This is a genomic window from Pseudomonas jilinensis, assembly GCF_003586265.1.
Taxonomy (GTDB): Bacteria; Pseudomonadota; Gammaproteobacteria; order Pseudomonadales; family Pseudomonadaceae; genus Halopseudomonas; species Halopseudomonas phragmitis.
In genome coordinates this window covers 54290-78005 of the sequence record NZ_QJSA01000009.1, presented here as the reverse complement: position 1 = coordinate 78005, position 23716 = coordinate 54290, and the positions used below count along the sequence as shown (strand labels likewise).

Genomic DNA, 23716 nt, shown 5'->3' with positions numbered 1-23716 from the left:
CGAATAGTGTTAACCAGGCGACATGCGCGTGACTCTCTGTCCTGAGTCGTGCTTCATATCTGCCAAGGCCGGATACACGGCCGCCGATAACAAACTGGAGGCATCATGGCATTCATTTTGGCCAGCAGCAAAGACGAGTTCCTGTCTATCCTCAGAGACCGCTTGCTGACACTGGTAGAAGCGGAAGACAAGGCACCCATTGCCCGCTTCAACGAGCAGTTCTTCGGAATCGTATCCCTGAACGAACTACTGCTTCGGCATGACACCGATCTGCTTGGTTGTACCCTGTCGTTCTGGCGGTTTTTCCAGAGCGTCAAGGGGGCGGCGGAAAAGTTGCGGGTGTTCAATCCCGATACCCAGCAGCACGGCTGGCAATCGACACATACCATTGTCGAGCTGGTACACCAGGACTCGCCATTTCTGGTTGATACCGTGCGCATGGAACTCAAGCGCCAGGGCTACTCAATTCATACTCTGCAAAACAGCGTGATGCAGGTGGTGCGTGATGCCAAGGGTGAGTTGCTGACGATCTGCGCGCCTGGTGAGTCGCCCCCCGACAGCCATCCCGAATCGGTGATGTACATTGAGATCGATCGCTGTGCCAGTGCTTCCGAGCTCAAGGCGGTTCAGGCCGGCCTGAAGGAGTCGCTGGCCCATGTGCGGGCAGCGGTAAGTGATTTCGAGCCGATGAAGGCTGAAGTTCAGGCTCTGATCAAGCTGCTCAAGGGGCGCAAGGCCAATTATTTCAGCCGGGTTGAGCGCGATGAGGCGGTAGCCTATCTCGAATGGCTGCTGGACAACCACTTCACTTTCCTGGGTTATGAGCAGTTCGCCGTGCACGAAGGCCTGGCCGCGGGCCGTTTGGGCATGCGCAGCGAACGTAGTCTGGGTGTGCCGCGGCTACGCCCGCTGGATGACAATATCGAGAACCTGCCGCAGTCGGTGCTTGATTACCTGCAAGCGCCGTTGCTGCTGTCTTTTGCCAAGGCGTCGCGTTTCAGCCGGGTTCACCGGCCGGCCTATCCGGACTATGTGTCGGTGCGAGAAGTGGACGAATATGGCCAGGTATTGGTTGAACACCGCTTCATGGGCCTGTTTACCTCGCGGGTCTACACCGATAGCGTCGACCGGATTCCCTACCTGCGACGCAAGGTCGATGCAGTGCGACGGGCTTCTGGCTTTGACCCGCATGGTCATCTTGGCAAGGAGCTGGATCAGACCTTGCAGGTACTGCCGCGTGACGACCTGTTCCAGATGTCCGAAGATGAGCTGCGTAGCACGGCCCTGGGGATCGTGCAGATTCAGGAGCGCAATCAGGTCCGGATTTTCCTGCGCCAGGGTAACTATGGGCGTTTCTGGTATTGCCTGGCATTCGTCCCGCGTGAGATCTACTCCACCGATATTCGCATCAAGATCCAGCAGGTACTGATGGATCGCCTGCAGTCCAGCGAGTGCGAGTTCTGGACCAATTTTTCCGAATCGGTGTTGGCGCGCACTCAGTTCATTCTGCGCGTGGACCCCAAACAGCCCCTGGATATCGACCCCGTGAAAATCGAACAGGATGTGATTCATGCCTGCCGCAGTTGGCAGGATGATTTTAATGACCGGCTGCTGGAAAGCCTCGGCGAGGCCAAGGCTACCGAAGCCATGAGTCAATTCACCGGTGGATTTCCTGCTGGCTATAGCGAGCGTTTCACGCCGGCGACCGGGGTGGTCGATTTGCAACACCTGCTGGCGTTGACTGATCAGCAGCGCCTGGGCATGAGCTTCTACCAGCCATTGGCGCAAAAGAGCGGGGTATTGCACTGCAAACTCTACCATCTGGACGAGCCGCTGCCGCTGTCGGATGTTATGCCGATTCTGGAAAATCTGGGTTTGCGAGTGCTGGGCGAGTTCCCGTTCTGCTTCGTGCGTCAGGATGGCCGGCGTTTCTGGATTCACGATTTCGAGTTTACCTACGCCCAGGAAGGCGGTCTGGATATTCAGGAAGTCAACGAACTGTTCCGTGAGGCCTTCATCGGAGTCTGGAGCGGGCAGGCCGAGAATGATGGCTTCAATCGCCTGGTTCTGCTGGCCAGCATGCCCTGGCGGGATGTTGCATTGCTGCGCGCCTATGCTCGCTACCTCAAGCAGATTCGTCTGGGCTTCGAGTTGCCTTACATCGCCAATACACTGGCCAGCCACTCAACCATTGCCCATGAACTGGTGCGCTTGTTCAAGACCCGTTTCTATCTGGCTCGCAAGCTTACTGGTGAGGCGCTGGAAGACAAGCAGCAACGCCTGGAACAGGCGATTCTGGGCGCGCTGGATGAGGTGGCGGTACTCAACGAGGACCGCATCCTGCGACGCTATCTGGATCTGATCAAGGCGACGCTGCGGACCAATTTCTACCAGAGCGACAGCGCTGGCCAGAGCAAGGATTACATCAGCTTCAAGTTCGATCCGCAGGCTATCCCTGAATTGCCGTTACCGCGGCCAATGTACGAGATCTTCGTCTATTCGCCGCGCTTTGAAGGGGTGCACCTGCGTGGCGGCAAGGTCGCCCGAGGCGGTTTGCGCTGGTCGGATCGTGAAGAGGATTACCGTACAGAGGTGCTTGGGCTGGTCAAGGCTCAGCAGGTCAAGAATGCGGTGATTGTGCCGGTGGGAGCCAAGGGTGGTTTTGTCCCCCGACGATTGCCGGCAGGTGGTAACCGCGACGAGATTCAGCAGGAGGCGATCACCTGTTACCGGCTATTCATCCAGGGGCTGCTTGATCTGACTGATAACCTGGTTGAAGGCCAGGTAGTGCCGCCGGCCCAGGTGGTGCGCCACGACGAAGACGATCCCTATCTGGTGGTGGCGGCGGACAAGGGTACTGCGACCTTCTCCGATATCGCCAATGAAATCGCTGCAGGCTATGGCTTCTGGCTTGGTGATGCGTTCGCCTCCGGTGGCTCGGCAGGCTATGACCACAAGAAAATGGGGATTACCGCGCGCGGTGCCTGGGTTTCAGTACAGCGGCACTTCCGTGAGCGGGGCATCAATGTGCAGCAGGATCCGTTCACTGTCATCGGTATCGGCGACATGGGCGGCGATGTGTTTGGCAATGGCATGTTGATGTCGCGCAGTCTGAAACTGGTGGCGGCCTTCAACCACCAGCATATCTTCATCGATCCGGACCCGGATGCCGAGCGCAGCTTCGATGAGCGCCAGCGCCTGTTCGATCTGCCGCGTTCGAGTTGGGCTGACTACAACCGCGAGCTGATTTCCGAGGGGGGCGGGATTTTCGACCGTAGCCTCAAACAGATCAGCCTGACCCCGCAGATGAAACGCCTGTTCGACATTCAGGCTGACAAGCTGACGCCGGCTGAGCTGATCCACAGTCTGCTCAAGGCGCCAGTGGACCTGATCTGGAACGGTGGGATCGGCACCTACGTTAAGGCAGCCAGTGAAACCCACGCCGATGTTGGTGACAAGGCCAATGACGTGCTGCGGGTCAACGGGCGTGAGCTACGCTGCCGGGTGGTGGGTGAGGGCGGCAATCTGGGCATGACCCAGCTTGGCCGGGTCGAATTCTGCCTCAACGGCGGCGCGACCAACACTGACTTCATCGACAATGCCGGCGGGGTCGACTGCTCTGACCACGAGGTCAACATCAAGATCCTGCTCAACGAAGTGGTGGCTGCCCAGGACATGACCGGCAAGCAGCGCAACAAGCTGCTTGCGAGCATGACCGACGCGGTGGCCGAGCTGGTGTTGGGCAACAATTACAAGCAGACCCAGGCCATCAGTCTGGCGCAGTGTCAGGCGCGTCAGACCATGGGTGAATACCGCCGCTTCATCACCGAAATGGAAAACAGCGGCAAGCTCAGCCGGGCGTTGGAGTTCATTCCCGATGATGAGCAGTTGGCTGAGCGCGTGGCACAGGGCAAGGGCCTGACCCGGGCCGAGTTGTCGGTACTGATTTCCTATTCCAAGGCCGACCTCAAGGAGCGGCTGATTGCCTCGGATGTGCCAGAGGACAGCTATGTCGCCCGTGAGCTGAATACCGCGTTTCCGGCTACCCTGGTCAACAAGTACGCCTCGGCGTTGCGCAACCACCGTTTGCGTCGCGAGATCATTGCCACCCAGTTGGCCAACAATCTGGTCAATCACATGGGCATTACCTTCTTGCGCCGGCTGGAGCAGTCGACCGGGGCCTTGCCCAGTGATATCGCCAAAGCCTATGTGGTGGCTCGTGATGTGTTCCGGCTTATGGAGCACTTCGCAGCCATTGAGGCACTGGATCACCAGGTGCCAGCCGAGGTGCAGATGGAACTGATGGATGATCTGACCCGGCTGGGACGGCGGGCTACTCGCTGGTTTATCCGCAACCGCCGTGGGGCACTGGATCCGGCCCGTGAAGTGGAGCATTTTGCCCCGCGTATTGCAGCGTTGGCTGAGCAGTTCGACAGTTTGTTCGAAGGCCCGGTGCGAGCCTTGTGGGAGGCCAAGTTCAGCAGCTATGTGGACGCTGGAGTGCCGGATGAAATCGCCCGCCTGGTGGCTGGTACCGGGCATTTCTATACCATGCTGGGGATCATTGAGGCGGCTGATGCTACAGGGCAGCCGACCGAACGGGTGGCTCAGGTGTTCTTCTCCTTGGGTAGCGAGCTGCAACTGCCATGGTTCGCCCAGCAGGTCACCGGCTTGCCGGTGGACAACCATTGGCAGGCTCTGGCGCGTGAAAGCTACCGGGATGACCTGGACTGGCAGATTCGGACCATGACCGTTTCGGCCCTGCAATCAGCTGATGCCAGGCAGCCGGTAGGTCAACTGGTCGAAACCTGGGTGGAGCGCAATCAGACCCTGGTACAGCGTTGGCGTGCCATGCTGATTGATCTCAAGAGCGCAGGCAGTGGTGATTATCCGATGGTGGCTGTAGCCATGCGTGAGCTGCTTGATCTGGCTCAGAATGCACGGCAAATGGCAGTTGAGGACGCATGCAGCAGTTGATCGTTGATCTGGCACTGCCCGCCGAGCGTTATCTGGCCTGGTATCAGGGGCGGGCAGAGCGGGTGCTGATGCGTAGTCGTGATGGCCGGCGGGTTAGTCTGCCGGCCCATCACCTGCGGCGTTTTCTGACCCATGAGGGGGTGTTTGGCAGCTTCCTCATGTGCTTTACCGAGGATGGAAAGCTGGTGTCGCTGGAGCGACTGGAAGGCTAAGGAGCCCGGGAACGGTTCATGTACCGTTCCCGGGAGGCGGGAGCATCAACTCCCGCTGCAGGCTCACAATTGCAATTGATTACAGCTGGGACAGGTCGATATCGACCAGCAACAGGTGCCGGCTGTCGTCGATAAACAATCCCGAGGTCAGGCAGTACTGGTTGCTGGTCGCATCGCGATAGCGATTGGAAAGGATCACCCGGCTGTCCTCACCGGCCTCTGCCAGGATCTGGTAGAAGTAGGGGCGCCACGACCAGTTGTGGTCGAGGTAGCGCGGGTCTGAACGCCATTGCTGGCCGGTCCACTCGTAGTTGGGTGAAATCTGGGTGCCATGGGCATCGCACAGGAAACAGCGCAGCAGCCAGGGATAGGCCTTGGGCGAGGGCAGATCAGTTGGTCGGGCGCCACGGCTCAGCCACTGACGCAGTTCACTGAAAAGCACTGCCAGCTCACGGCGCAGCTTGGCCAGTTGGGCGCGCTCGGCCAGCTTCTCCTTGACGTAGTGATCACGCAATTGGGAGAACTGCTCCTGCACTGCGTCGTTGGGCAGGAAGTTTTCCTCTGGGCGGGCAAACAGGTAACCCTGGACATAACGCGCCCCGCACTCCAGGGCGAAGTGCAGTTCCTGTTCGTTTTCCACGCCTTCGGCAATGATCCAGCAGCCGCTTTTCTCCGCCATCAGGGCCAGAGCCCGGACAAAGTCACCACTGTTGCCTGTGCCGCTGGCCGCCTTGCGGAACAGTTGGATATCCAGTTTCAGAATGTCAGGCTCCAGTGCCAGCACCCGGTCCAGCATCGAATAGCCGGCTCCGAAGTCGTCAATGGCAATGCGAATACCGGCTTCGCGGTAGCGTTTGACTACGTCGCGCAACTGCTCGATGTTGCCCTGTAGTTCGGTGATTTCAAAGACTACCTGTTCGGGGGGCAGGCCCACTTCCTCCAGCAACTGCAGGCTTGGCAGTGGCGAGTCGGGAGTGAGCTGGCTGACCCAAAGCGGTGAAATGTTGAGACTGAGAAATCCCTCTGGATTATCGCGAAAGCGTTCGAGCGCCATGCGGCGGACACAGCGATCCAGCTCCAGCAGGTCAGCGGGGTTGACGCTCGGGTCGGTGAACAGGGGGCCGGCGCTGGTGACGTTGCCCTCTTCGTCGCGCAACCGGGCCAGGGCTTCATAGCCGGCGATACGACCGGTTGCGGTATCGATCAGTGGCTGGAAGTAAGGCAAGGGGTGGCCATTAAACACGTTGTTCTCCAGGCAGGTATTTATGGGCGTCAAACGTATGCAAGATTATAGCCAAGCAGCTCCGTGACGCTGGCACGCGGCGCTGGCCCCTGTCTGGAGTCCGGATTGACGCGGCACCGAGCGCGCTGCGGCTGATTGTCGCGGATGTTCTCATGGGCCGTTTCGATACCACTGGCTTTCAGTATGCCCGGGGCGGGCCCTAAAATGGGGCAATGATCTTGCATTGTGTTTCATGATATCTGCTTAATTTCATGAAATATAATGATTTTTTTGATCGTTGTGAGGCTGGTTGTGAAGTTTGGTTTCGCCCCGGGGTGGGGCGGGTGTTGCGTGGTCTGAAGGCGCCCGGGTCTTTAGCCCGGGCGCTGAAGGTTTAGAGCAGGGGGATGGTATAGGACAGAATCAGACGGTTTTCGTCCATGTCACGAATCACGTCCGAGCGCACCATTGCGTTACGCCACTGGATTGCCAGATTCTTCAGCGGGCCGCTTTGCAGGGTGTAGGTAAAGTCGATATCGCGTTCCCATTCCTTGCCCCGGCCAGCCGGACCCATGTCGATATTGCTGCCACGGATATAACGGACAAAACCTCTCAAACCCGGCAGCCCGACAGCGGCGAAGTCCAGGTCATAGCGTGCCTGCCAGGACTTTTCATCGGCTCGGGCGAAGTCGAGGATCTGCACGTAGTTGGCGATATAGGGGTTGTTCTCGGCCAGGTAGGGGAAGGAGGTATCGCCATCACTGTGTTGGTAACCGACCCGGAAGGTATGGTGACCAAGACCGGCCGAGAGCATCAGGGACTTCATCTTGTGGTCGATGTCCATGGGCTGGCTGCCAATGTCGCGGGTGTCGAAATAAGCCAGGTTGGCGCCCAGTTTCCAGTCGCCGGCGTTCATGTTGTGGATCAGGTTGACCAGTGTCTGGCCGTAGACGTCTTTCAACTCACCGCGCCAGAGACCGAAGGTGGTGCTGTTCTGGTTGAACTTGTAGTTGCCGCCCAGGTAGTTGAAACGATCTGAGGAGCCGCCGACAGTGGCGCGGATATCTTCACGGTTGGTACTGGCGCGAAAGACCACATCACGCAATTGGCCAGCCTGGACATCGAGGTTCTCGATCTCACCCATGGACAGGTTGGCGCCGGTATACATCTGGGGGATCAGGCGAATGTCACTGGCCTGGGCAATCGGAATCTGCGGATACAGGCCGCCAACTTTCAGCTCGGTCTTGGAAACCTTGGCCTTGCCAGTCAGCAGGGCGTGGCTGTAATTGCCGGGACCTTCATTGCCGAAGGAGTTGGGTAGCAGGCCGGTGCCGGCCCGGTCGTCCGCCGAGTCGAGCTTCAGGCCCAGAGCGGCATAGGCATCGAGGCCGAAGCCTACAGCACCTTCGGTATAGCCCGATTGAGCTCGAAAAATGAAGCCCTGGGCCCATTCTTCGGCCTTGGATTGAGCGCCTGGGTCACGGAAATCACGGTTGAAATAGAAGTTGCGTAGCTGCAGGGAGGCCTTGGCATCTTCGACGAAGCCGGCGGCGGTTGCCTGGTTGGCCATCGGGGCGATCAATGAAAGGGCCACGGCAGTGGCCAGCGCCTTGGGTCTGACATGCTTCATTATTGTTCTCCATAGTGTCAAAACGGCTTGACCGGTATCGTCAGATACAACTGCGTTCAGGCAGCAGGCCGTCAGCATGAACCTGACAGGGGCAAATGTCCGGTGCGGATGCAACTAAAGCATGGGGGTTCCCCGTCCGGCGCTAAGACCTTGGTCGAACAGGGGGCAGGGCGGGGTCGTGAGGAGCGGAGAGGGGGAGCGTGCGATCGCCCGTTCCAGACAGGTTGCGGAACGATGACAGGGCGCCTGTGGGCGCCCTGAAATGAGGTTTAGACTTTAGTAGGGGGGGTTACATGCCGTTGGCGAAAGCCGGGTTGCTCATGTCGATTTGTCCGCGGACCGGCTTCAGGGCCTGGGCATAACGCAGCAGGATGTCCAGGGTGTAGTTCAACCGGGCGCGGATGCGGCTGTCATCTTCCGAAGCTGGTTCGGCCTGGTTCATTACCGCTTCCACCCCGCGCACGATCAGGTGCTCAGGGATATAGCACAGGCGGCAATTCTTGTAGCTGGAGGCGCGCAGTTCGCTGATGGGGTAGGCGCCACCAACTCCGGCTGAAATGCCGCCGAGCATTGCCGGTTTGTGGGCCAGTTGCGCCTTGCTGGCGTAAAGGAAGAAGTTCTTGATCGCCGGGCAGGCCATGCCATGCCATTCCGGGGCCAGGATTACCACGGCATCGGCTGCGCTCAACTGTTTCTCGAAGACTCCCCAGGCGTCAGCGCCCTCGGCCGGCCACAGGGGCAGGGGGTTGCTGCCCAGGTCGATCACCGATACCGCATCGGCATCGAGTTGATGCTGGTCGATCAGGGCCTGGCGGATGAAGCGGGCGACTTTGGCGGTTTGGCTGTTGCTACGGCTGCTGCCAGCGACAATCGCGACATTGAGCATGAAGGACTCCTGTGAAAGGTGGCGTTGAATCCATGTTAGGACGGTAATTGAACAGGAAATAGCGGAAAAACACGATAACTTCTATCTAAAATCACGATTGTTCACTGGCCTGCTTTTGACAGGTCGGGCGCTATCCGTCAGAGTACGCGGCCTCCGGCCCAGGGAGCCCTTGCATACCAGGGTTGCCTTGAGCAGGTCTTCTTTCATCGATATGGGAATACACCAATGAATGCAGTGGTCGCCGCTGTTGCGGTAATGCTGATTCTGAGTCTATGCCGGGTGCATGTGGTGGTCGCGTTGATCATCGGTGCTGTAGTCGGCGGCCTGTTGGGCGGGTTGGGCGTAGAGGCCACTCTGGAGGCTTTCCAGGGCGGGCTGGGCAAGGGCGCCAATGTGGCCCTGAGCTATGCGCTGCTGGGTGCCTTCGCGGTGGCGATCGCCAAGTCCGGACTGGCCCACGCACTGGCCGACAAGGCGTTGGGCCTGGTCAATCGTCAGCAGTCCGGTGGCACCGGGCTACTCAAGGGGATGTTGGTGCTGGTACTGCTGGCGGTGGCGATTTCATCGCAGAACATTCTGCCGATTCACATTGCCTTTATTCCTCTGCTGGTACCACCGCTGCTGTATGTGATGGGCAAGCTGAAGCTCGATCGCCGGCTGGTGGCCTGCGTGCTTACCTTCGGTCTGATCACGCCCTACATGTTCCTGCCAGTCGGTTTTGGTGGAATCTTCCTCAACAACATTCTGCTGGCCAACGTATCCGAGAGCGGCGCGGACGTGACAGCCGTCAATGTGATGCGGGCTATGGCCCTGCCGGCACTGGGCATGCTGATTGGTCTGGCGGTGGCGGTATTCATCAGTTACCGCAAGCCGCGTCAGTATGATATGGAGCGTATTGAGCAGACCGAGCGGGTGGGTGCCAGCTACAACCCGCTGTCGCTGCTTGTTGCGTTAGTGGCTGTGGTAGCGGCGTTTGTTGTGCAGCTCTGGCTGGATTCGATGATCATTGGCGCGCTGACCGGCTTCGTGATTTTTTCGGTGTCGGGTGTGGTGCGCTGGCGCGAAGCCGATGACGTGTTCACCGAGGGCATGAAGATGATGGCCATGATTGGCTTCATCATGATCGCTGCTGCCGGCTTTGCCGAGGTGATGCGAGCTACCGGCTCGATTCAGACGCTGGTGGATAGCTCGGCTGAGCTGATTGGCCATAACAAGGCTCTGGCGGCCCTGTTGATGCTGCTGGTGGGGCTGTTGATCACCATGGGGATCGGCTCGTCATTCTCGACCATTCCGATTATCGCCGCGATCTATGTACCGCTGGCCTTGCAGCTGGGTTTCAGCCCGTTGGCAATCGTTGCGCTGGTGGGTACGGCGGCGGCGCTGGGAGATGCCGGCTCGCCGGCCTCGGACTCGACCCTGGGGCCGACGTCTGGTCTCAACGTTGATGGTCAGCACAACCACATCTGGGATACCGTGGTGCCGACTTTTCTGCATTACAACCTGCCATTGCTGGTGTTTGGCTGGCTGGCGGTGATGGTGCTCTGAAGATAGTCAGTCAATGGGAGCGCCGCTGTGGCGCTCCCATCTTCTCTGCTCAGATTTTGAACCGGCTTACCAATCCATCTATCTGTCGTCCCAACTGGGCCAGGTGTTGACTGGCCTGGGCGGTCTGCTGGGCGCCGTCGGTGGTTTCACGGGCCAGCTCGGCGGCTTCGGTTACGTTCTTGTTGACGTCCTCGACCACGGTCGATTGCTGGGTTGTGGCGCTGGCGATCGAAGCGTTGAGGGCGACCATCTGCTGCATGGACTGGGCGATCTGATCCAGTGCCTGACCGGCAGCGTTGACCTGCTCGACGCTGAGCTGTGAGTAGCGGCTGCTTTCGTTGATGACGTTGACCACCGTCTGGGTATTGTTCTGCAGCTTGGTGATCATTTCGTGGATTTCTTCGGTGGACTTCTGGGTGCGCTGGGCCAGGTTGCGCACCTCATCGGCGACCACCGCAAAACCGCGACCCATCTCGCCAGCACGGGCGGCCTCAATGGCGGCATTGAGTGCCAGCAGGTTGGTCTGCTCGGCGATGTTGCGGATCACATCCAGTACCGAGGTGATTTCATTGGCATCGGTGGCCAGGGTCTCCATGTGCTCGACAGCCGTCTTGACGCTGCTGGACAGGTGGTTGATCTGCTCGATGGTTTTTTCCACCTGGCTGCGACCGTGGTTGGCACCTTCGTTGGCGTTTTCTACCTCATGGGCAGCGGCATTGGCATTCTGGGCTACGTCCTGAACACCGTAGGTGATTTCGTTAATGGCGGTGGCCATCAGCTCCATGCGCTCCGATTGGCGGGTCATGTCGCGCAGGCTGTTATCGCTGATCTGGTCGAGCTGCTGACTGGCGCTGATCATCTGCCGAGCACTATCGCCCAGTTGCTGGATCAGGCCGCGCAGGTTGCCGGTGAACTGGTTGAAATAGCGGGCCATCAGTGACAGTTCGTCTCGGGCGTCATCATCCAGCCGGCGGGTTAGATCGGCTTCGCCACTGGCGATATCATGCATGGCGTCGACCACCCGGTTCAGCGGTTGGGAAATGCTGCGGCCGATGATGAACAGAATAACGATCATCAACAGGTTGATCAGGCTGACCACCAGCAGCAGACGCATGGCCTCGGTCCAGAATTTGGACTGCATGTCTTCGATGAAAATGCCGGTGCCGACCATGTAGTCCCAGGGCTTGAAGTGCTTGAACGCGGCGATTTTGCCAACGCCTTCGTCTTCGCCAGGGTTCTTGCCGGGGCGGGTCCAGGTGTACTCGATATGCGCGGTGCCCTGGCTGCGGGCCATGTTGACCATGTCGACGATGACATTGCGGCGCCCATCTGAGCTGTTGATGTTGGTCAGGTCCATGCCTTCGGTCTGGGGCGCTACCGGGTGCATGATCATGATGTTGTTCATGTCATTGACCCAGTAATATTCCTGGCCGTCGTAGCGTAGCCCGCGCAAGGCGTCCAGAGCCTGCTTGCGAGCCTGCTCCTCGCTCAACTCACCGCGCATCTGTTTGCCGTGGTAGTGAGCCATGAGGTCGTGGGCCACTTCCACCAGATGGGTGGCCTTGGTGATTTCCGCCTGACGCAGTTCGCTCTTGAGGCCGACGAGCGCGGTAACTGACAGAAGAGTCATGCTGACCAGAGCGACGATAAGGATCAGCCAGATCCGCTGACTGATTTTGATGCTGCGCAACAGCTTCATTAAAACCTCCACGCGCAAACGACTTGTGTTTGTTCTTGTATTGCCGCGCCCTATGCCAGTGGCTGCGGTCCCCTAGCGTCTGTATCGGCACTTTCAGGTAAACCTGAACCCGTCTGAACAAAAAAAATGATGTCAAATTGGCGTCGGTTTTCTGTGGGCTCATCAGTGTAATGCCAAGCTGGTGGCCACGCTCAATGATTCGTGTTGGCTATGGTGGGACCCCGGTCAGGCTTATGGGCTGTTGCGTGACAAGCGTCATTTCCCCGCTTGGCCCCTCTATTCAGCGCCGTCAAATCATATAAAATGCGCGCCGTTTTGGTCCGCAAATGGCCAGTATCCCGGCTGGTGTGGCACTTTTTCTATTCCTGCCGGTCTATCCTGTTGTTTCTGCAAAGGATCTCTCATGCATTCAGTGATCAAGCGTTGGTGTTGGGCGGTGTGCTTGTCGGTGTTGGCCCCGGTGGCCTGGGCCGAGGCCGAGCAGCACGAAGACCCCGAAGCCTCGGAGCAACCGGTTGCCGCGCAGGTAATCGTTGGCTGGGTTGAAAAGGGCCGAATCCTGCCGGAGCATACGGCGGTCAAGATCAAGGTTGACTCCGGTGCACTGACCTCTTCGATGCATGCGATCAACATCGAGAACTTCACCCTCAACGGCAATCCTTGGGTGCGTTATGACGTGCCGGTTAAGGATGCCGATAGCGGCGAACTGGTGACCCTGAAGTTTGAGCGGCCGGTCTATCGTCGGGTGCTGGTGCGCGGGGCGGGCGGCGAGGATCGTCGGCCGGTGGTGAAAATGGCGATGTGCATCGGCAATCAGGTTTATGAAGAACAGTTCTCCCTGCGTGACCGCGGCGACATGACCTATCCGGTGCTGATTGGTCGGCGGACCATCGAACATGTCGGCCTGATCGATGTGTCACGGACCTTCCTGCTCAAGCTGGACTGCCCCGAGGCCGAGGAGACCCGTGAGCGTGAGCGTGTCGAGCGAATGAAGGAAGATGCCGAGCTGGTGGATGACTCTGCCCTGGATGAGCCGGAGCAGGTCGAGGAAGAGGACGAGCAGGAACAGCGGCAATAATGGTTGGCTGGCCCGGGCATTGTGCCCGGGCCGATTGTATTACCACATCAGATCGTCAGGGATCTGGTACGCGGCGTAGGGATCGTCCTCGCTGACTTCTTCGACCTTGGCGATGATTACCGGCCAATGCGGGGCCCGTTCCTTGACCTTGTCCGCGACCTCCAATGGAATCAGCTCGAACTGCCCGCCCAAGCGAGCAATGGCCAGTTTGCCGCGGCTGAGTCTGTCGAACTGCTCCTGAGTGACATAAATCTTCTTGATCTTGTTCTTGCTGGCGAACTGGTAGGGCACTTCACCGCCAGTGCGCTCGATTTTGTTCTGTTCGATCAACTGCTTGGCCTGAGCTTCACGCTCCTTGCGGGCAGCCTCTTCCTGGCGTTGCTGGTTGAGCTGACGGTCCCGCTCGGCCTTGTCGGCCCGGGCTTTTTCCACCAGTGCCGCGGTATCCACAACCTTTTCGGGCTGCTGTTTGGCCTGTTTTTTCTTCGAGCGCTGGGCTTGTTTGAGCTTTTTCTCGTCGACCAGGCCGGCCTTGAGCAGTTGGGCTTGCAGTGAATTGATCATGGGGTGAAATCCTGCGAGTTGAATCTGCCGGGCATTCTACCGGGTTTTCAGTCCTTTTTGCGTTCGGCTTCCTTGGCTTCTTCTGCCTCGAGTTCAGCCTGACGCTCTTTGATGCGCTTGAGCTTTTCCTTGTCGATGGGCATCTTGTTGGCGCTGTCGCGCAACATCAGCAAACTGCCGAGCACCAGGCCGAAAGCCATCAGTAGAAACAGCCAACCGATCATCGGCATCATCGCAACTCCGCTAAACTGCTGTTGAACTATCATGCGACAAGCAATCTCCCGAGGCAAACACCATGCTGGATGACATGTTGCGTCAGGCTCTGCGAAGCCAGGCTCCAATGTTGTGGATCAATCCCGGTGTTCGTACCCAGCCGGAACTGTTCGACCCTGCCCTGATTGATCAGGCTGAACAGCGATTGAAACGTGCGGCTCCCTTGCTGGCGGCGGGCTCCCCTGCATTGGCGGCCTGTGATGGGGTAGTCGAATCGCCGCTATTGCCAGCCGATGCCCTGCGCGATGCCTATGGCGGGCAGGGGCAATGGCTGCTCAAGGCCGATCACCGCCTGCCACTGGCCGGTTCGGTCAAGGCGCGGGGCGGCTTTCATGAGGTGCTGGAGTTCGCTGAGTATTGTGCGCGGGAGCATGGCTGGCAGGGGGAGGACTTTCGTGAGTTGGGTTCTGCGCAGTGGCGAGCTTGTTTTTCTGGCTATCAACTGGTGGTGGGTAGCACTGGTAACCTGGGGATCAGCATTGGACTGATGGCGCGCGTGCTGGGTTTTGCGGCTCAGGTGCATATGTCCCAGGATGCCAAGGATTGGAAAAAAGCCCTGCTGCGTGAGCAAGGCGTTGATGTTGTCGAGCATGGCGGTGACTACGCTGCGGCCGTAGCCGAAGGTCGGCGCTTGGCTGAGGCTGGCCCGCAGTCCCACTTCGTCGATGATGAACGATCCAGTTCGCTGTTTGCCGGCTACGCGGTAGCTGCCCGGCGCCTGCTGCCGCAACTACGTGAACTGGCAATCGAGGTTTCCGCGCAGCGGCCGCTGTTGGTCTATTTGCCCTGTGGTGTTGGCGGCGCGCCAGGCGGGATTGCCTATGGACTCAAACAATTGCTGGGTGATGCAGTACACGTCTGGTTCGCCGAGCCAGTCGCCTCGCCCTCGGTTTTGCTGCAGTTGGCGGCAGGCCTGGAGCAGCCGTTGTCGGTCTACGATATTGGCCTGGACAACCGCACCCTGGCCGATGGCATGGCGGTAGCTCAGGCCTCCATGCTGGCCAGCAATGCTATGCAGGATCGGCTTGCAGGCGTCTTTACCGTCAGTGACGCGCAGTTGCAGCGAGGCCTGGCTCTAGCCTGGGGTACTCTGGGCGAACGACTTGAGCACTCGGCCTGTGCCGGATTTACCGGTCCAGGCTGGCTGATGGAGAGTGAGCCCGGACGGCAATGGTGTCTGGCGCAAGGAGTGAACCCGGCGCAAGCGGTGCATCTGTTGTGGAGTACCGGGGGAGGGTTGCTGCCTGATTCGGAGTTCGAGGCCTGGCTGCATCAGGCTCAGTCCGAGCTGCCCTGAGCGTCTGGTGCGGGCAAGTTAGACGCGGCTGCGGCGCTGACCTACAGTTATTTTAACGGGCACATTGCCTGCATCCCCATCAAGGAGTCGCTATGAATATCCTTCAGTCAATCATCAACCCTGGGCAGCACTGGGCCCCGCTGGCGCTGCGTATACCATTCGGTATCATCTTCATGGCCCATGGCGCCCAAAAGCTGTTTGGCTGGTTTGGTGGTCACGGACTGGAGGGGACAGGTCAATGGATGGCATCAATTGGGCTGCAGCCGGGCTATCTGATGGCGCTGGGCGCGGGGTCGGCCGAGTTTTTCGGTGGTTTGTGTCTGGTCCTGGGGTTGCTTATTCGTCCGGCGGCGCTGGTGCTGGCCTTCACCATGCTGGTGGCGATCTTTGCCGTGCATATTGATAACGGCTTGTTTATGAGCAACAACGGCTATGAGTTTGCGCTGTCGCTGCTGGCCGGTTCGGTGGCCTTGATGTTGTCGGGTGCCGGCAAGCTGAGTCTGGATCAGGGCTTGCTGTCGCGTCTGCCTCATTAGTTCTTCTTTCTGAGGCCCTATTCGTCACTTATGGCGAATAGGGTCTTTTTTGTTGCTTTATTCGTAACATATGACGATTTGATTGTTTTTGTTTTTTGCTGTATAAGTCGCTTAATGTGTCGACTTAATATGCAAATAATGTTTATTTCGCAACGGATGACGACTTATGCGGTTATCTGACTCGCTGACTGATGATGCAGTGTTGGCCGAGCTGGGAGGGCGGTTGGCCCGGCTGCGACTTGACAGTGGTTTGACCCAGGCCCAGTTGGCGGAGCAGGCTGGTTTGTCCAAGCGTACTCTGGAGCGTCTGGAGGCGGGGCAGTCCAGCCAACTGCTCAGTCTGATTCGGGTGCTGCGGGTGTTGGGTCGGCTGGGCGGCCTGGAAGCCTTGTTGCCGGATACCGGACCGGGGCCAATGGCGCTGCTACGTGGCAAGGGCAAGCCGCCGCAACGAGCATCGCGCCGTGCGGTGGCCGAGCCCAAGGGCGAATGGCAGTGGGGAGATGACGAATGACCACACTGGCCGAGGTCCGGCTATGGGGGCGGACCATTGGCGCGGTAGCACAGGAGCCGGGTGAAGCTACGGCGGCGTTCCAGTACGATCCGGGGTTTATTGGTAGCGGCATTGAACTGTCGCCATTGGTGATGCCCTTGTCACCACGGGTTTACCGCTTTCCTGAGCTGCCCAGGCAAACTTTTCACGGTTTGCCTGGGCTGCTGGCTGACTGTTTGCCGGACAAATTCGGCAATGCTCTGATCGATGCCTGGCTGGCAACTCAGGGGCGTAGCCCGGACAGTTTCAATGCGGTAGAGCGCCTGTGTTACACCGGGCGGCGGGGGATGGGGGCGCTTGAGTTTTTGCCGACTACTGGACCTCAGGCCCGTGAGTCGGAGCGGGTCAGCATCGATGCGTTGGTTGAGTTGGCCTCTGAAGTGCTGGCGCACCGTAACGATCTGAAGGGCAGTTTTGCTGATGCCGACAAGGCTGCGGCCCTGCGTGACATTCTGCGAGTGGGAACCTCGGCCGGTGGCGCCCGAGCCAAAGCTGTGATTGCCTGGCAGCCGCAGACCAATGAGGTACGTTCTGGTCAGGTCGAGGCTGGAGAAGGTTTTGAATACTGGCTACTGAAGTTCGATGGGGTTTCCGGCAATCGCGACAAGGAGCTGGATGATCCTCAGGGTTATTGTGCGATCGAATATGCCTACTACCTGATGGCCCGCGAGGCGGGTATTGACATGAGTGAGTGCCGGTTGCTGGAGGAAGGCGGGCGCCGGCACTTCATGACCCGGCGGTTTGATCGGTTGCCCGGCGGCGGCAAGTTGCACATGCAGTCACTGTGTGCGCTGGCTCATTTCGACTTCAATCAGGCTGGTGCCTACAGCTACGAGCAGGCGTTGCAGGTGATTCGCCGCCTGGGGCTGCCGATGGCGGCGCTGGAGCAGCAATTCCGGCGCATGCTGTTCAATATCGTCGCCCGTAACCAGGATGATCACGTCAAGAACATTGCCTTTCTGATGGATCGTCAGGGGCGCTGGTCATTATCGCCGGCCTTTGACGTGACCTACAGCTACAATCCCGAGGGTATGTGGACCGCGAGTCATCAGATGAGCCTCAATGGCAAGCGCGATCACTTCACCCTGGATGATATCAAGGCCTGTGCCCGGGTTGCCGGTCTAAAGCGCGGACGCGCTGAAGCTCTGTTGCGGGAGGTGGCCGAGGTGGTTAGTCAATGGCCGGCGTTTGCTGACCGGGCTGCCGTGGCGCCGCGCTGGCGCGATCAGATTACCCGAACCCTACGCCTGAAGCTGGCTGGTTGAGCGGGCTTCAGGGCCGCATCGACTGGGTCAGCATGCCCAGGGTATAGCTGACCAGTTGCTCCGGGTTGGGGTGGTCAGGCAGTTCGATTTCACTGATGTGCCGACATTGCATGATCACTCCATGTAAGGCGCCGCGCAGATAGTAGGCGGTTTGCAGTGGATCGCTGACCCGCTCGGCGCTCAGACTGCCGTCGGCTACGCCCTGGAGCAGTGCCTGAATCATCAGGTGCATGGCGTCGATGCTGCATTGCTGCAGGGCCAGGCTCTGTTCGTCAGGCTCGTCTGGGTGGGCGAATCCCTGGGCTTGGGTCAGTACATCGAAATAGTTGGGATGCTCAACGCTGAAGTGGTAGTAAGCTCGGCCGATATTTTCAATCTGCTCGGCTCCGCTGCTTGAGGCCTCCATGGCCTGGCGGAAATGACTGCGGATCGATTCGCCGGCGCGTAGCATGATGCCGCGCATGATTGCGGCCTTATCTTTGAAGTAGACGTACAGCAGGGCGCGACTGACCTGGGCGGCCCGGGCGATCTCATCCATAGAGCAGCGCTCATAGCCCTTGCTGAAGAAAACCTGCTCGGCTGCATCAAGAATGCTGTCTCGGCGCTCCTGCTTTTCCCGTTCCCGGCGTTGCTCAACGCTCATAGGTAGCTCACTAACTGATGGCTGACGAATGGAGTTTGTGATGTTATTGACAATTTGTCAAACGATGACAAACTGTCAAAAATAATCCTGCCCTTTTCAGGAGTCCGTCATGTCCCGCCTTGCTGATGTCCCGAAATCCTGGTTGCCACCGTTGTTGGTGGTGTTGCTAGTGCCGCTGTTGGCCACTGCCAGTGGTTGCGGCCGAGAGCAGCAGGCTGATGCAGCGGCGTTGCCGCTGACACCTGCTGTTGCGGTGCGCGCGGCCGAGGTGAGTCTAGCGCAAGCAGAGGAGCCATTGCGGTTTGCCGGATTGGTCAGGCCGCGTCAGCGAGCCGTACTGACCTTTCAGGTAGGTGGTGTGCTGCGCGAGCGGCCACTGGAGATCGGTCAGCAGGTTAAGTCCGGTCAGTTGCTGGCACGGCTGTACAACCCGGAGCTGGAGCCGGCCCGTGATGCGGCCAGGGCTCGGCTGCAGGAGCTGCAAGCCCAGGCCGAGCAGGCCCGGCGTGATGTCGACCGGGCCGAACAGTTGTATCAGCGCGGTGTTATGTCAGCCCAGGAGCGCGAACAGCAGGCGGCCCGTCGCGATGCGTTGCTGGCCTCGGTCAATAGTGCCCGGGCAGCATTGCGCCAGAGCGAGCAATTGCAGGGAGAAATGCGCTTGCTGGCCCCGTTCGACGCCAGCATTGAGGCTTTGCTGGTCGAGCCGGGTGAGTACGTGGCGCCAGGACAACCGGTATTGCGCTTGTCTGCGTCGGCTGGCCATGAAGTTGAAGTACGGGTTCCGGCTGCCTTGCTCCATGGCGTCGAGCTGGGTCAAAGCCTGCCGGTGTGGGCCAGTGTGCGTGAAGGGCAGTGGCTGGGGCGGGTCAGTGAAATCGGCCAAAGCGCCTCGCAGGGCAGTGTGCTTTATCCGTTGGTATTGAGCCTTGATGAGCCCGACCTGCAGGCCGGCGATGCGGTGGAGGTAGGGCTGGCACGCCAGCAACCGGGCCAGCTCAGCGTACCGCTGGCGGCGATCATGCGTTCGGCCGAAGGTCTGTCGGTATTTCGTATCGAGGGTGAACGGGTGAGCCGGGTAGCAGTCAAGGTGCGTGGCATGCAGGGTGAGCGGGCGTTGCTGGAAGCGGGTAGCCTGCAGCCGGGCGAGCAGGTGGTATATGCCGGCCTGACCCGGCTGGCCGATCAGGACCGGGTGGAGCTGCTGCCATGAATCTGCTACTCAATACCCGGGCCCGATTGATCGGGCTGGTGGTTACCATGTTGTGCTTGCTGGGGTTGGCTTCCTATCTGACCATGGCGCGCCAGGAGGATCCGAGCTTTCCCCAGCGTGCTGGCATGATCACGGTGATTTATCCTGGGGCCATGGCCGAGGCGGTCGAGCGGATGGTGCTGGAGCCACTGTCCGATGAGCTGTCACAGGTAGAGGAGATCGACTATTTCACCGCCACCGCGCGGACCGGCGTGGTGCTGATCAGCATCAACCTTGAAGATAGAATTTACGACACCGACTCAGCCTGGGACCGGGTGCGCCAAGCGATGGAGCGGGCCCGGCTGGAGTTTCCCGACGGCGTTGCCCGCATGAGTCTGGATGATCGGCTGATCGATATCCCGGCGGTCGTGCTGGCGGTGCGCGGCGACGCTTCCCTAGTGCAGCTCAGTCAGCAGGCCGAGCGCCTCAAACGAGCCCTGATGGACTTGCCAGGGGTGTCGCGGATCGAACTGGAAGGTGAGGCCGACGAGCAGATCACCATCGCCCTGCGCGATGCCGAAATGCGTCGTCTGGGCCTGACACCACAACAGTTGAGTACGCTGCTGGCCCAGCGCAACCAGGTCATTCCCGGCGGTTTTGTGGTGGTCGATGACAAACGTCTTGGAGTGTTGCCCAACAGCGAGTTCACCAGTATTGAAGCGCTACGCGGCACCCAGATTCCGCTGCCTGAAGGCGGCAGCGTGCCTTTGGCGGCGATTGCCGATGTCTGGCGTGGCCCGCTGGAGCCGGCTCAGCCCCAGGCTTGGTTTGATGGTGAACAAGCGGTTCTGGTCAGTCTGACTGCGCAGCGTGGCCAGGTCGATGCGATTCGTTTCGGTGAGCAGTTGCGCGAGCGTCTGGATCTGCTGCGTGACGAGTTTCAGCCGCTGCAGATTGACGAGATGTTTTTTCAACCGGATCAGGTCAAGGAGCGTCTGGATAGCCTGGAGCTGAGCCTGCTGCTGAGTGTGCTGATCATTGTGGCCGTGGTGCTGGTTGGCATGGGCTGGCGGATGGGCGTGCTGGTGGCGACCATGCTGCCGCTGGTGGCGATGATCAGTCTTGGGCTGTACAACTTCGGCGGCGGTGTCCTGCACCAGATCGCGGTAATTGGTATGGTGATCTCGCTTGGGATTCTGATCGATAACGCCATCGTCATGGTCGAGAACATTCAGGATCGGCTCAACCGCGGCGCCTCACGGGCCCATGCCATGCATGAGGCGGTACGCGAACTGGCCGGGCCGCTGGGCGCCTCGACCGCGACCACGCTGGCGGCATTCACACCCCTACTGCTGGCCAAGGGCGGCACCGCGGACTTCACCCGGGGGATTCCGGTGATGATCATGCTGACCCTGAGTGTCAGCTACCTGCTGGCTATCAGTGTCGCGCCGCTGATTGCCGGGCGTTTTCTCAAGCCGGCGGCCTCGCTCGACAGTCCCTTGATGGAGCGTCTGGGCGCCGGTCTGGCCCGTGTCAGTGGCCGCTTTCCCTGGCTTGTGGTGTTGTTCGGGCTGGTAATGGTGATCATCAGCCTGGGCATGACGCCCTGGATGAAGCAGCAATTTTTCCCCTATGCCGACCGGCCTGTGGTGGTAGTCGAACTGCACATGCCAGAAGGCACCGATCAGCAGCGCACCGCCGATGTAGCCGCCGACCTGGAGCGCGAGTTGCGTGGCTTGCCCCAGGTACAGGCGGTTCATCGCTTTGTCGGTTCGGCTGGGCCCAGCTTCTATTACAACCTGCTGCGCTCACCCGAGTCGCCCAACCGTGGCCGTCTGGTCGTTCAGACCACTGATCTGGCTGCCACCGGTGAAGTGATTCACTGGGTGCGCGAGCATGTCGCCCGGCAGCGGCCGGAGCTGGATGTGGTAGCAGAACGGCTGGGGCAGGGACCGCCACGGGTGGCGCCGGTCGAGGTACGGCTGTACCACCCCGATGACCGGCAGCGGATTGCTGCCGCCGAGCAAGTGTTCACTGCGCTCAAAGCCGTCGAGGGCGCGGTGGATGTACGCCATGATGTGGATCTGGGCGTGCCGGTGCTGGCCATCGAGGTCGATGATGCCCAGGCCCAGCGCTTGGGGGTAAGCCGCGCCGAGGTAGCCCGGGCGCTGTTCTCCCAGAGTCTGGGGCTGACTGTCGAACAGTATCGCCAGGAGCTTGATCCGATTCCGATGCTGCTGCGCTCGCATGAGGGGACCCGGCAGTCGCTGGAGCGCTTGCTGTCACTGCATGTATTCAACCAGGCCGGCGAGGCGATTCCTCTGACCGCGCTGGCGCGGATCGAGGCGCGCTGGTTGCCGGCCAGTATCCGCCAACGCAACGGGGTACGGGTCTACAGCGTCACGGCCGGGCTGGAAGACGGCTACAGCTTCAATCAGGTGCTTGATGCGCTGGATCGGCAGTTGCAGGTCCAGCCCTTGCCGCCTGGGACCCGGCTGGAACTGGGCGGTGACAGCGAGGGCTCCGGTGATGCCAACCGGGCGCTGGCCACCAGCGCACCAGTCGGCATGCTGCTGTTGCTGTTTTTCCTGCTGCTGCAGTTCAACTCGTTCCGCCGGGTCGGGATCATTCTTCTGACCGTGCCGCTGGCCAGCGTCGGCATTTTCCCCGGTCTGGTATTGTCCGGCTCGCCGTTCGGCTTCCAGTCGATGCTCGGGGTGATTGCCCTGGTCGGCATCGTGGTCAACAACGCCATCGTCTTGCTTGATCTGGTCGACCAGCGTCTGGCGGTGGGTAAGGCGGTAGGGGAGGCGGTCAGCGAAGCGGTGCAGCGGCGTACCCGACCGATTCTGCTGACCACCGCGACCACCATCGCCGGTCTGTTGCCGCTGGCCTTTTCATCATCGACCCTGTGGCCACCGATGGCCTGGGCGATCATTTCCGGCTTGCTGGCCTCGACCGTGCTGACCCTGCTGGTGATACCTGCGGTCTGCCGCCTGAGCCTCAAACCTAAAGTGCAGGCGCAAGACAATAAATCTTATGCAAGTGCTTGACTCCGCTGGAGGAATGTTTAAAATGCGCGCCAGTTCAGACGGACAGGGTGGCCCCACCCATACCGGATTCCGGTGTTCTCTGAACGACGCGCAGCGGTAGTTCAGTCGGTTAGAATACCGGCCTGTCACGCCGGGGGTCGCGGGTTCGAGTCCCGTCCGCTGCGCCATTATTCAGAAACCCCAGCTTTGCAAGAAGCTGGGGTTTTTTGTTTGTCTTTGGTCGTGCAATATGCGGCGCTTTTACGTCAAATGATCTGGATCAATCGCCTCGCCATGCCAGGCGTGCAGTTTGGCGCGGATGTCTTCGAACATTTCATCGTACTCATGGTGGGCCGAGACCGAGAGGAACTCCGGGGTGATTACACCGTGGTGGCGCAGGATGTGATCGATATTGCTGGCGAAGTTGAAGGCGGTATCGCGCGGCAAAGAAAAGCTTTCCTTGAGGGGTTCGCCCTTGATTTCCCCCTCCAGGGTGAAATGCACGGCAGTGCATTGCTCGTCGATTTCGTAGCGGATGTCGATGCTGAAGCCGACATCGCTGGGCAAAAGCTGCATACGGCTTAAATGCAGGTGGCCTGGTTCAAACATAGCAGGACTCCTGGTTGTGTTCAGATGTTCCCTGGTTGATTGGGCGCTTATCAGCTTAGAGGATGCAGCCGGCTTGGGCCGCCTGAAACAGGATCACGTTTTTCCAGTTCATTGAGAATACCGCAGTGCCCGGTGTCATTGTGCCCGGAACAGCGGTGGCGCAGCTCGACCAGTTGCTGATGCAGCGCTTGCAGGCTGGCCATTTGCGTTTCGACATGGCCGATATGGGCGTCGATCAGGTCATTGACGCTGTCGCAGGGCGACTGCGGGTCGTCACGCAAGGCCAGCAACTGGCGAATCTCTTCATGACTCATGTCCAGTACCCGGCAGTGGCGAATAAAGCCCAGCCGTTCAACATGTGCCTGCCCGTACAGCCGATAATTACTGGCGCTGCGGGCCGGTGCCGGCAGCAATCCTTCGCGTTCGTAGTAGCGGATGGTCTCCACCGGGCAGCCGGTATGCCTGGCCAGTTCACCGATTTTCATCTCGTCGTGTCCTGAATT

18 protein-coding genes, 1 tRNA gene and 2 pseudogenes are annotated in these 23716 nt (G+C 59.6%); 11 read left to right on the top strand and 10 right to left on the bottom strand.

Annotated features, from left to right (window positions below; genetic code table 11):
• Positions 1–105 precede the first annotated feature (105 nt).
• Complete coding sequence (locus C2846_RS11105) at positions 106–4977, top strand: NAD-glutamate dehydrogenase (protein ID WP_119701479.1); 4872 nt, start codon at positions 106–108, stop codon at positions 4975–4977.
• A complete protein-coding gene (locus C2846_RS11100; RefSeq protein ID WP_080050978.1) occupies positions 4965–5189 on the top strand; it encodes a DUF2835 domain-containing protein in 225 nt (74 codons plus the stop codon). The genes C2846_RS11105 and C2846_RS11100 overlap by 13 nt, the downstream gene beginning before the upstream one ends.
• 79 nt (positions 5190–5268) lie before the next feature.
• Here C2846_RS11100 and C2846_RS11095 read toward each other — a convergent pair whose 3' ends face one another.
• The 3 genes from C2846_RS11095 to C2846_RS11085 form a co-directional block, all read right to left on the bottom strand.
• Positions 5269–6432 (bottom strand): EAL domain-containing protein, encoded by a 1164-nt coding sequence (locus C2846_RS11095; RefSeq protein WP_119701478.1) that lies wholly within the window; start codon positions 6430–6432, stop codon positions 5269–5271.
• A gap of 373 nt (positions 6433–6805) precedes the next feature.
• Positions 6806–8041 carry an OprD family porin gene (locus C2846_RS11090; RefSeq protein WP_119701477.1) on the bottom strand — a complete coding sequence of 412 codons (1236 nt, stop codon included), beginning with the start codon at positions 8039–8041 and terminating at the stop codon, positions 6806–6808.
• Between the two features lie 289 nt (positions 8042–8330).
• Positions 8331–8927 carry an NADPH-dependent FMN reductase gene (locus C2846_RS11085; RefSeq protein WP_119701476.1) on the bottom strand — a complete coding sequence of 199 codons (597 nt, stop codon included), beginning with the start codon at positions 8925–8927 and terminating at the stop codon, positions 8331–8333.
• 225 nt (positions 8928–9152) lie between these two features.
• Here C2846_RS11085 and C2846_RS11080 point away from each other — a divergent pair, with 225 nt between their 5' ends.
• A complete protein-coding gene (locus C2846_RS11080; protein ID WP_119701475.1) occupies positions 9153–10472 on the top strand; it encodes a Na+/H+ antiporter family protein in 1320 nt (439 codons plus the stop codon).
• 49 nt (positions 10473–10521) lie between these two features.
• Here C2846_RS11080 and C2846_RS19160 read toward each other — a convergent pair.
• A pseudogene (locus tag C2846_RS19160) lies at positions 10522–11115 on the bottom strand (methyl-accepting chemotaxis protein); the annotation flags it as partial.
• A 264-nt stretch (positions 11116–11379) separates the two neighbouring features.
• Positions 11380–12102: pseudogene (locus C2846_RS19155) on the bottom strand (cache domain-containing protein); the annotation flags it as partial.
• 472 nt (positions 12103–12574) lie between these two features.
• Between C2846_RS19155 and rloA3 the strand changes: the two are divergent.
• Positions 12575–13249, top strand: coding sequence for a retropepsin-like aspartic peptidase RloA3 (gene rloA3 / locus C2846_RS11070; RefSeq protein ID WP_080050969.1), 675 nt, complete (start codon positions 12575–12577; stop codon positions 13247–13249).
• A gap of 39 nt (positions 13250–13288) precedes the next feature.
• Here the strand turns inward: rloA3 and C2846_RS11065 are convergent, their stop codons facing one another.
• Together C2846_RS11065 and C2846_RS11060 are read right to left on the bottom strand one after the other, a co-directional pair.
• Entirely contained in the window at positions 13289–13813 is a 525-nt protein-coding gene (locus C2846_RS11065) for a DUF2058 domain-containing protein (protein WP_080050967.1), read from the bottom strand.
• Positions 13814–13860: 47 nt separating this feature from the next.
• Positions 13861–14046 (bottom strand): DUF2897 family protein, encoded by a 186-nt coding sequence (locus tag C2846_RS11060; protein ID WP_420849044.1) that lies wholly within the window; start codon positions 14044–14046, stop codon positions 13861–13863.
• 62 nt (positions 14047–14108) lie between these two features.
• On the opposite strand from C2846_RS11060, the gene C2846_RS11055 reads away from it, so the two are divergent.
• The 4 genes from C2846_RS11055 (at position 14109) to C2846_RS11040 (ending at position 17737) form a co-directional block, all read left to right on the top strand.
• Positions 14109–15383 carry a D-serine ammonia-lyase gene (locus C2846_RS11055; RefSeq protein WP_119701474.1) on the top strand — a complete coding sequence of 425 codons (1275 nt, stop codon included), beginning with the start codon at positions 14109–14111 and terminating at the stop codon, positions 15381–15383.
• Between the two features lie 92 nt (positions 15384–15475).
• The gene (locus C2846_RS11050) at positions 15476–15919 is read left to right on the top strand and encodes a DoxX family protein (RefSeq protein WP_080050963.1); all 444 of its coding nucleotides are present in this window, start codon (positions 15476–15478) and stop codon (positions 15917–15919) included.
• A 166-nt stretch (positions 15920–16085) separates the two neighbouring features.
• Complete coding sequence (locus tag C2846_RS11045; protein WP_080050962.1) at positions 16086–16433, top strand: helix-turn-helix domain-containing protein; 348 nt, start codon at positions 16086–16088, stop codon at positions 16431–16433.
• Complete coding sequence (locus C2846_RS11040) at positions 16430–17737, top strand: type II toxin-antitoxin system HipA family toxin (RefSeq protein WP_119701473.1); 1308 nt, start codon at positions 16430–16432, stop codon at positions 17735–17737. The genes C2846_RS11045 and C2846_RS11040 overlap by 4 nt, the downstream gene beginning before the upstream one ends.
• A gap of 7 nt (positions 17738–17744) precedes the next feature.
• On the opposite strand, the gene C2846_RS11035 is transcribed toward C2846_RS11040, so the two are convergent.
• Positions 17745–18380 carry a TetR/AcrR family transcriptional regulator gene (locus tag C2846_RS11035; RefSeq protein ID WP_080050958.1) on the bottom strand — a complete coding sequence of 212 codons (636 nt, stop codon included), beginning with the start codon at positions 18378–18380 and terminating at the stop codon, positions 17745–17747.
• Positions 18381–18489: 109 nt separating this feature from the next.
• Here C2846_RS11035 and C2846_RS11030 point away from each other — a divergent pair, with 109 nt between their 5' ends.
• The 3 genes from C2846_RS11030 to C2846_RS11020 all read left to right on the top strand — a co-directional run bounded on the left by C2846_RS11030 (position 18490) and on the right by C2846_RS11020 (position 22792).
• A complete protein-coding gene (locus C2846_RS11030; RefSeq protein WP_119701472.1) occupies positions 18490–19593 on the top strand; it encodes an efflux RND transporter periplasmic adaptor subunit in 1104 nt (367 codons plus the stop codon).
• The gene (locus tag C2846_RS11025) at positions 19590–22625 is read left to right on the top strand and encodes an efflux RND transporter permease subunit (RefSeq protein WP_080050955.1); all 3036 of its coding nucleotides are present in this window, start codon (positions 19590–19592) and stop codon (positions 22623–22625) included. Before C2846_RS11030 ends, C2846_RS11025 begins: the two co-directional genes overlap by 4 nt.
• 90 nt (positions 22626–22715) lie before the next feature.
• Positions 22716–22792 (top strand) — tRNA-Asp (locus C2846_RS11020).
• 73 nt (positions 22793–22865) lie between these two features.
• Here the strand turns inward: C2846_RS11020 and C2846_RS11015 are convergent.
• Both C2846_RS11015 and cadR read right to left on the bottom strand, forming a co-directional pair.
• Positions 22866–23213 (bottom strand): DUF5064 family protein, encoded by a 348-nt coding sequence (locus C2846_RS11015; protein ID WP_080050953.1) that lies wholly within the window; start codon positions 23211–23213, stop codon positions 22866–22868.
• 50 nt (positions 23214–23263) lie between these two features.
• Complete coding sequence (cadR, locus tag C2846_RS11010) at positions 23264–23698, bottom strand: Cd(II)/Pb(II)-responsive transcriptional regulator (protein WP_119701509.1); 435 nt, start codon at positions 23696–23698, stop codon at positions 23264–23266.
• Between the last annotated feature and the right edge of the window lie 18 nt (positions 23699–23716).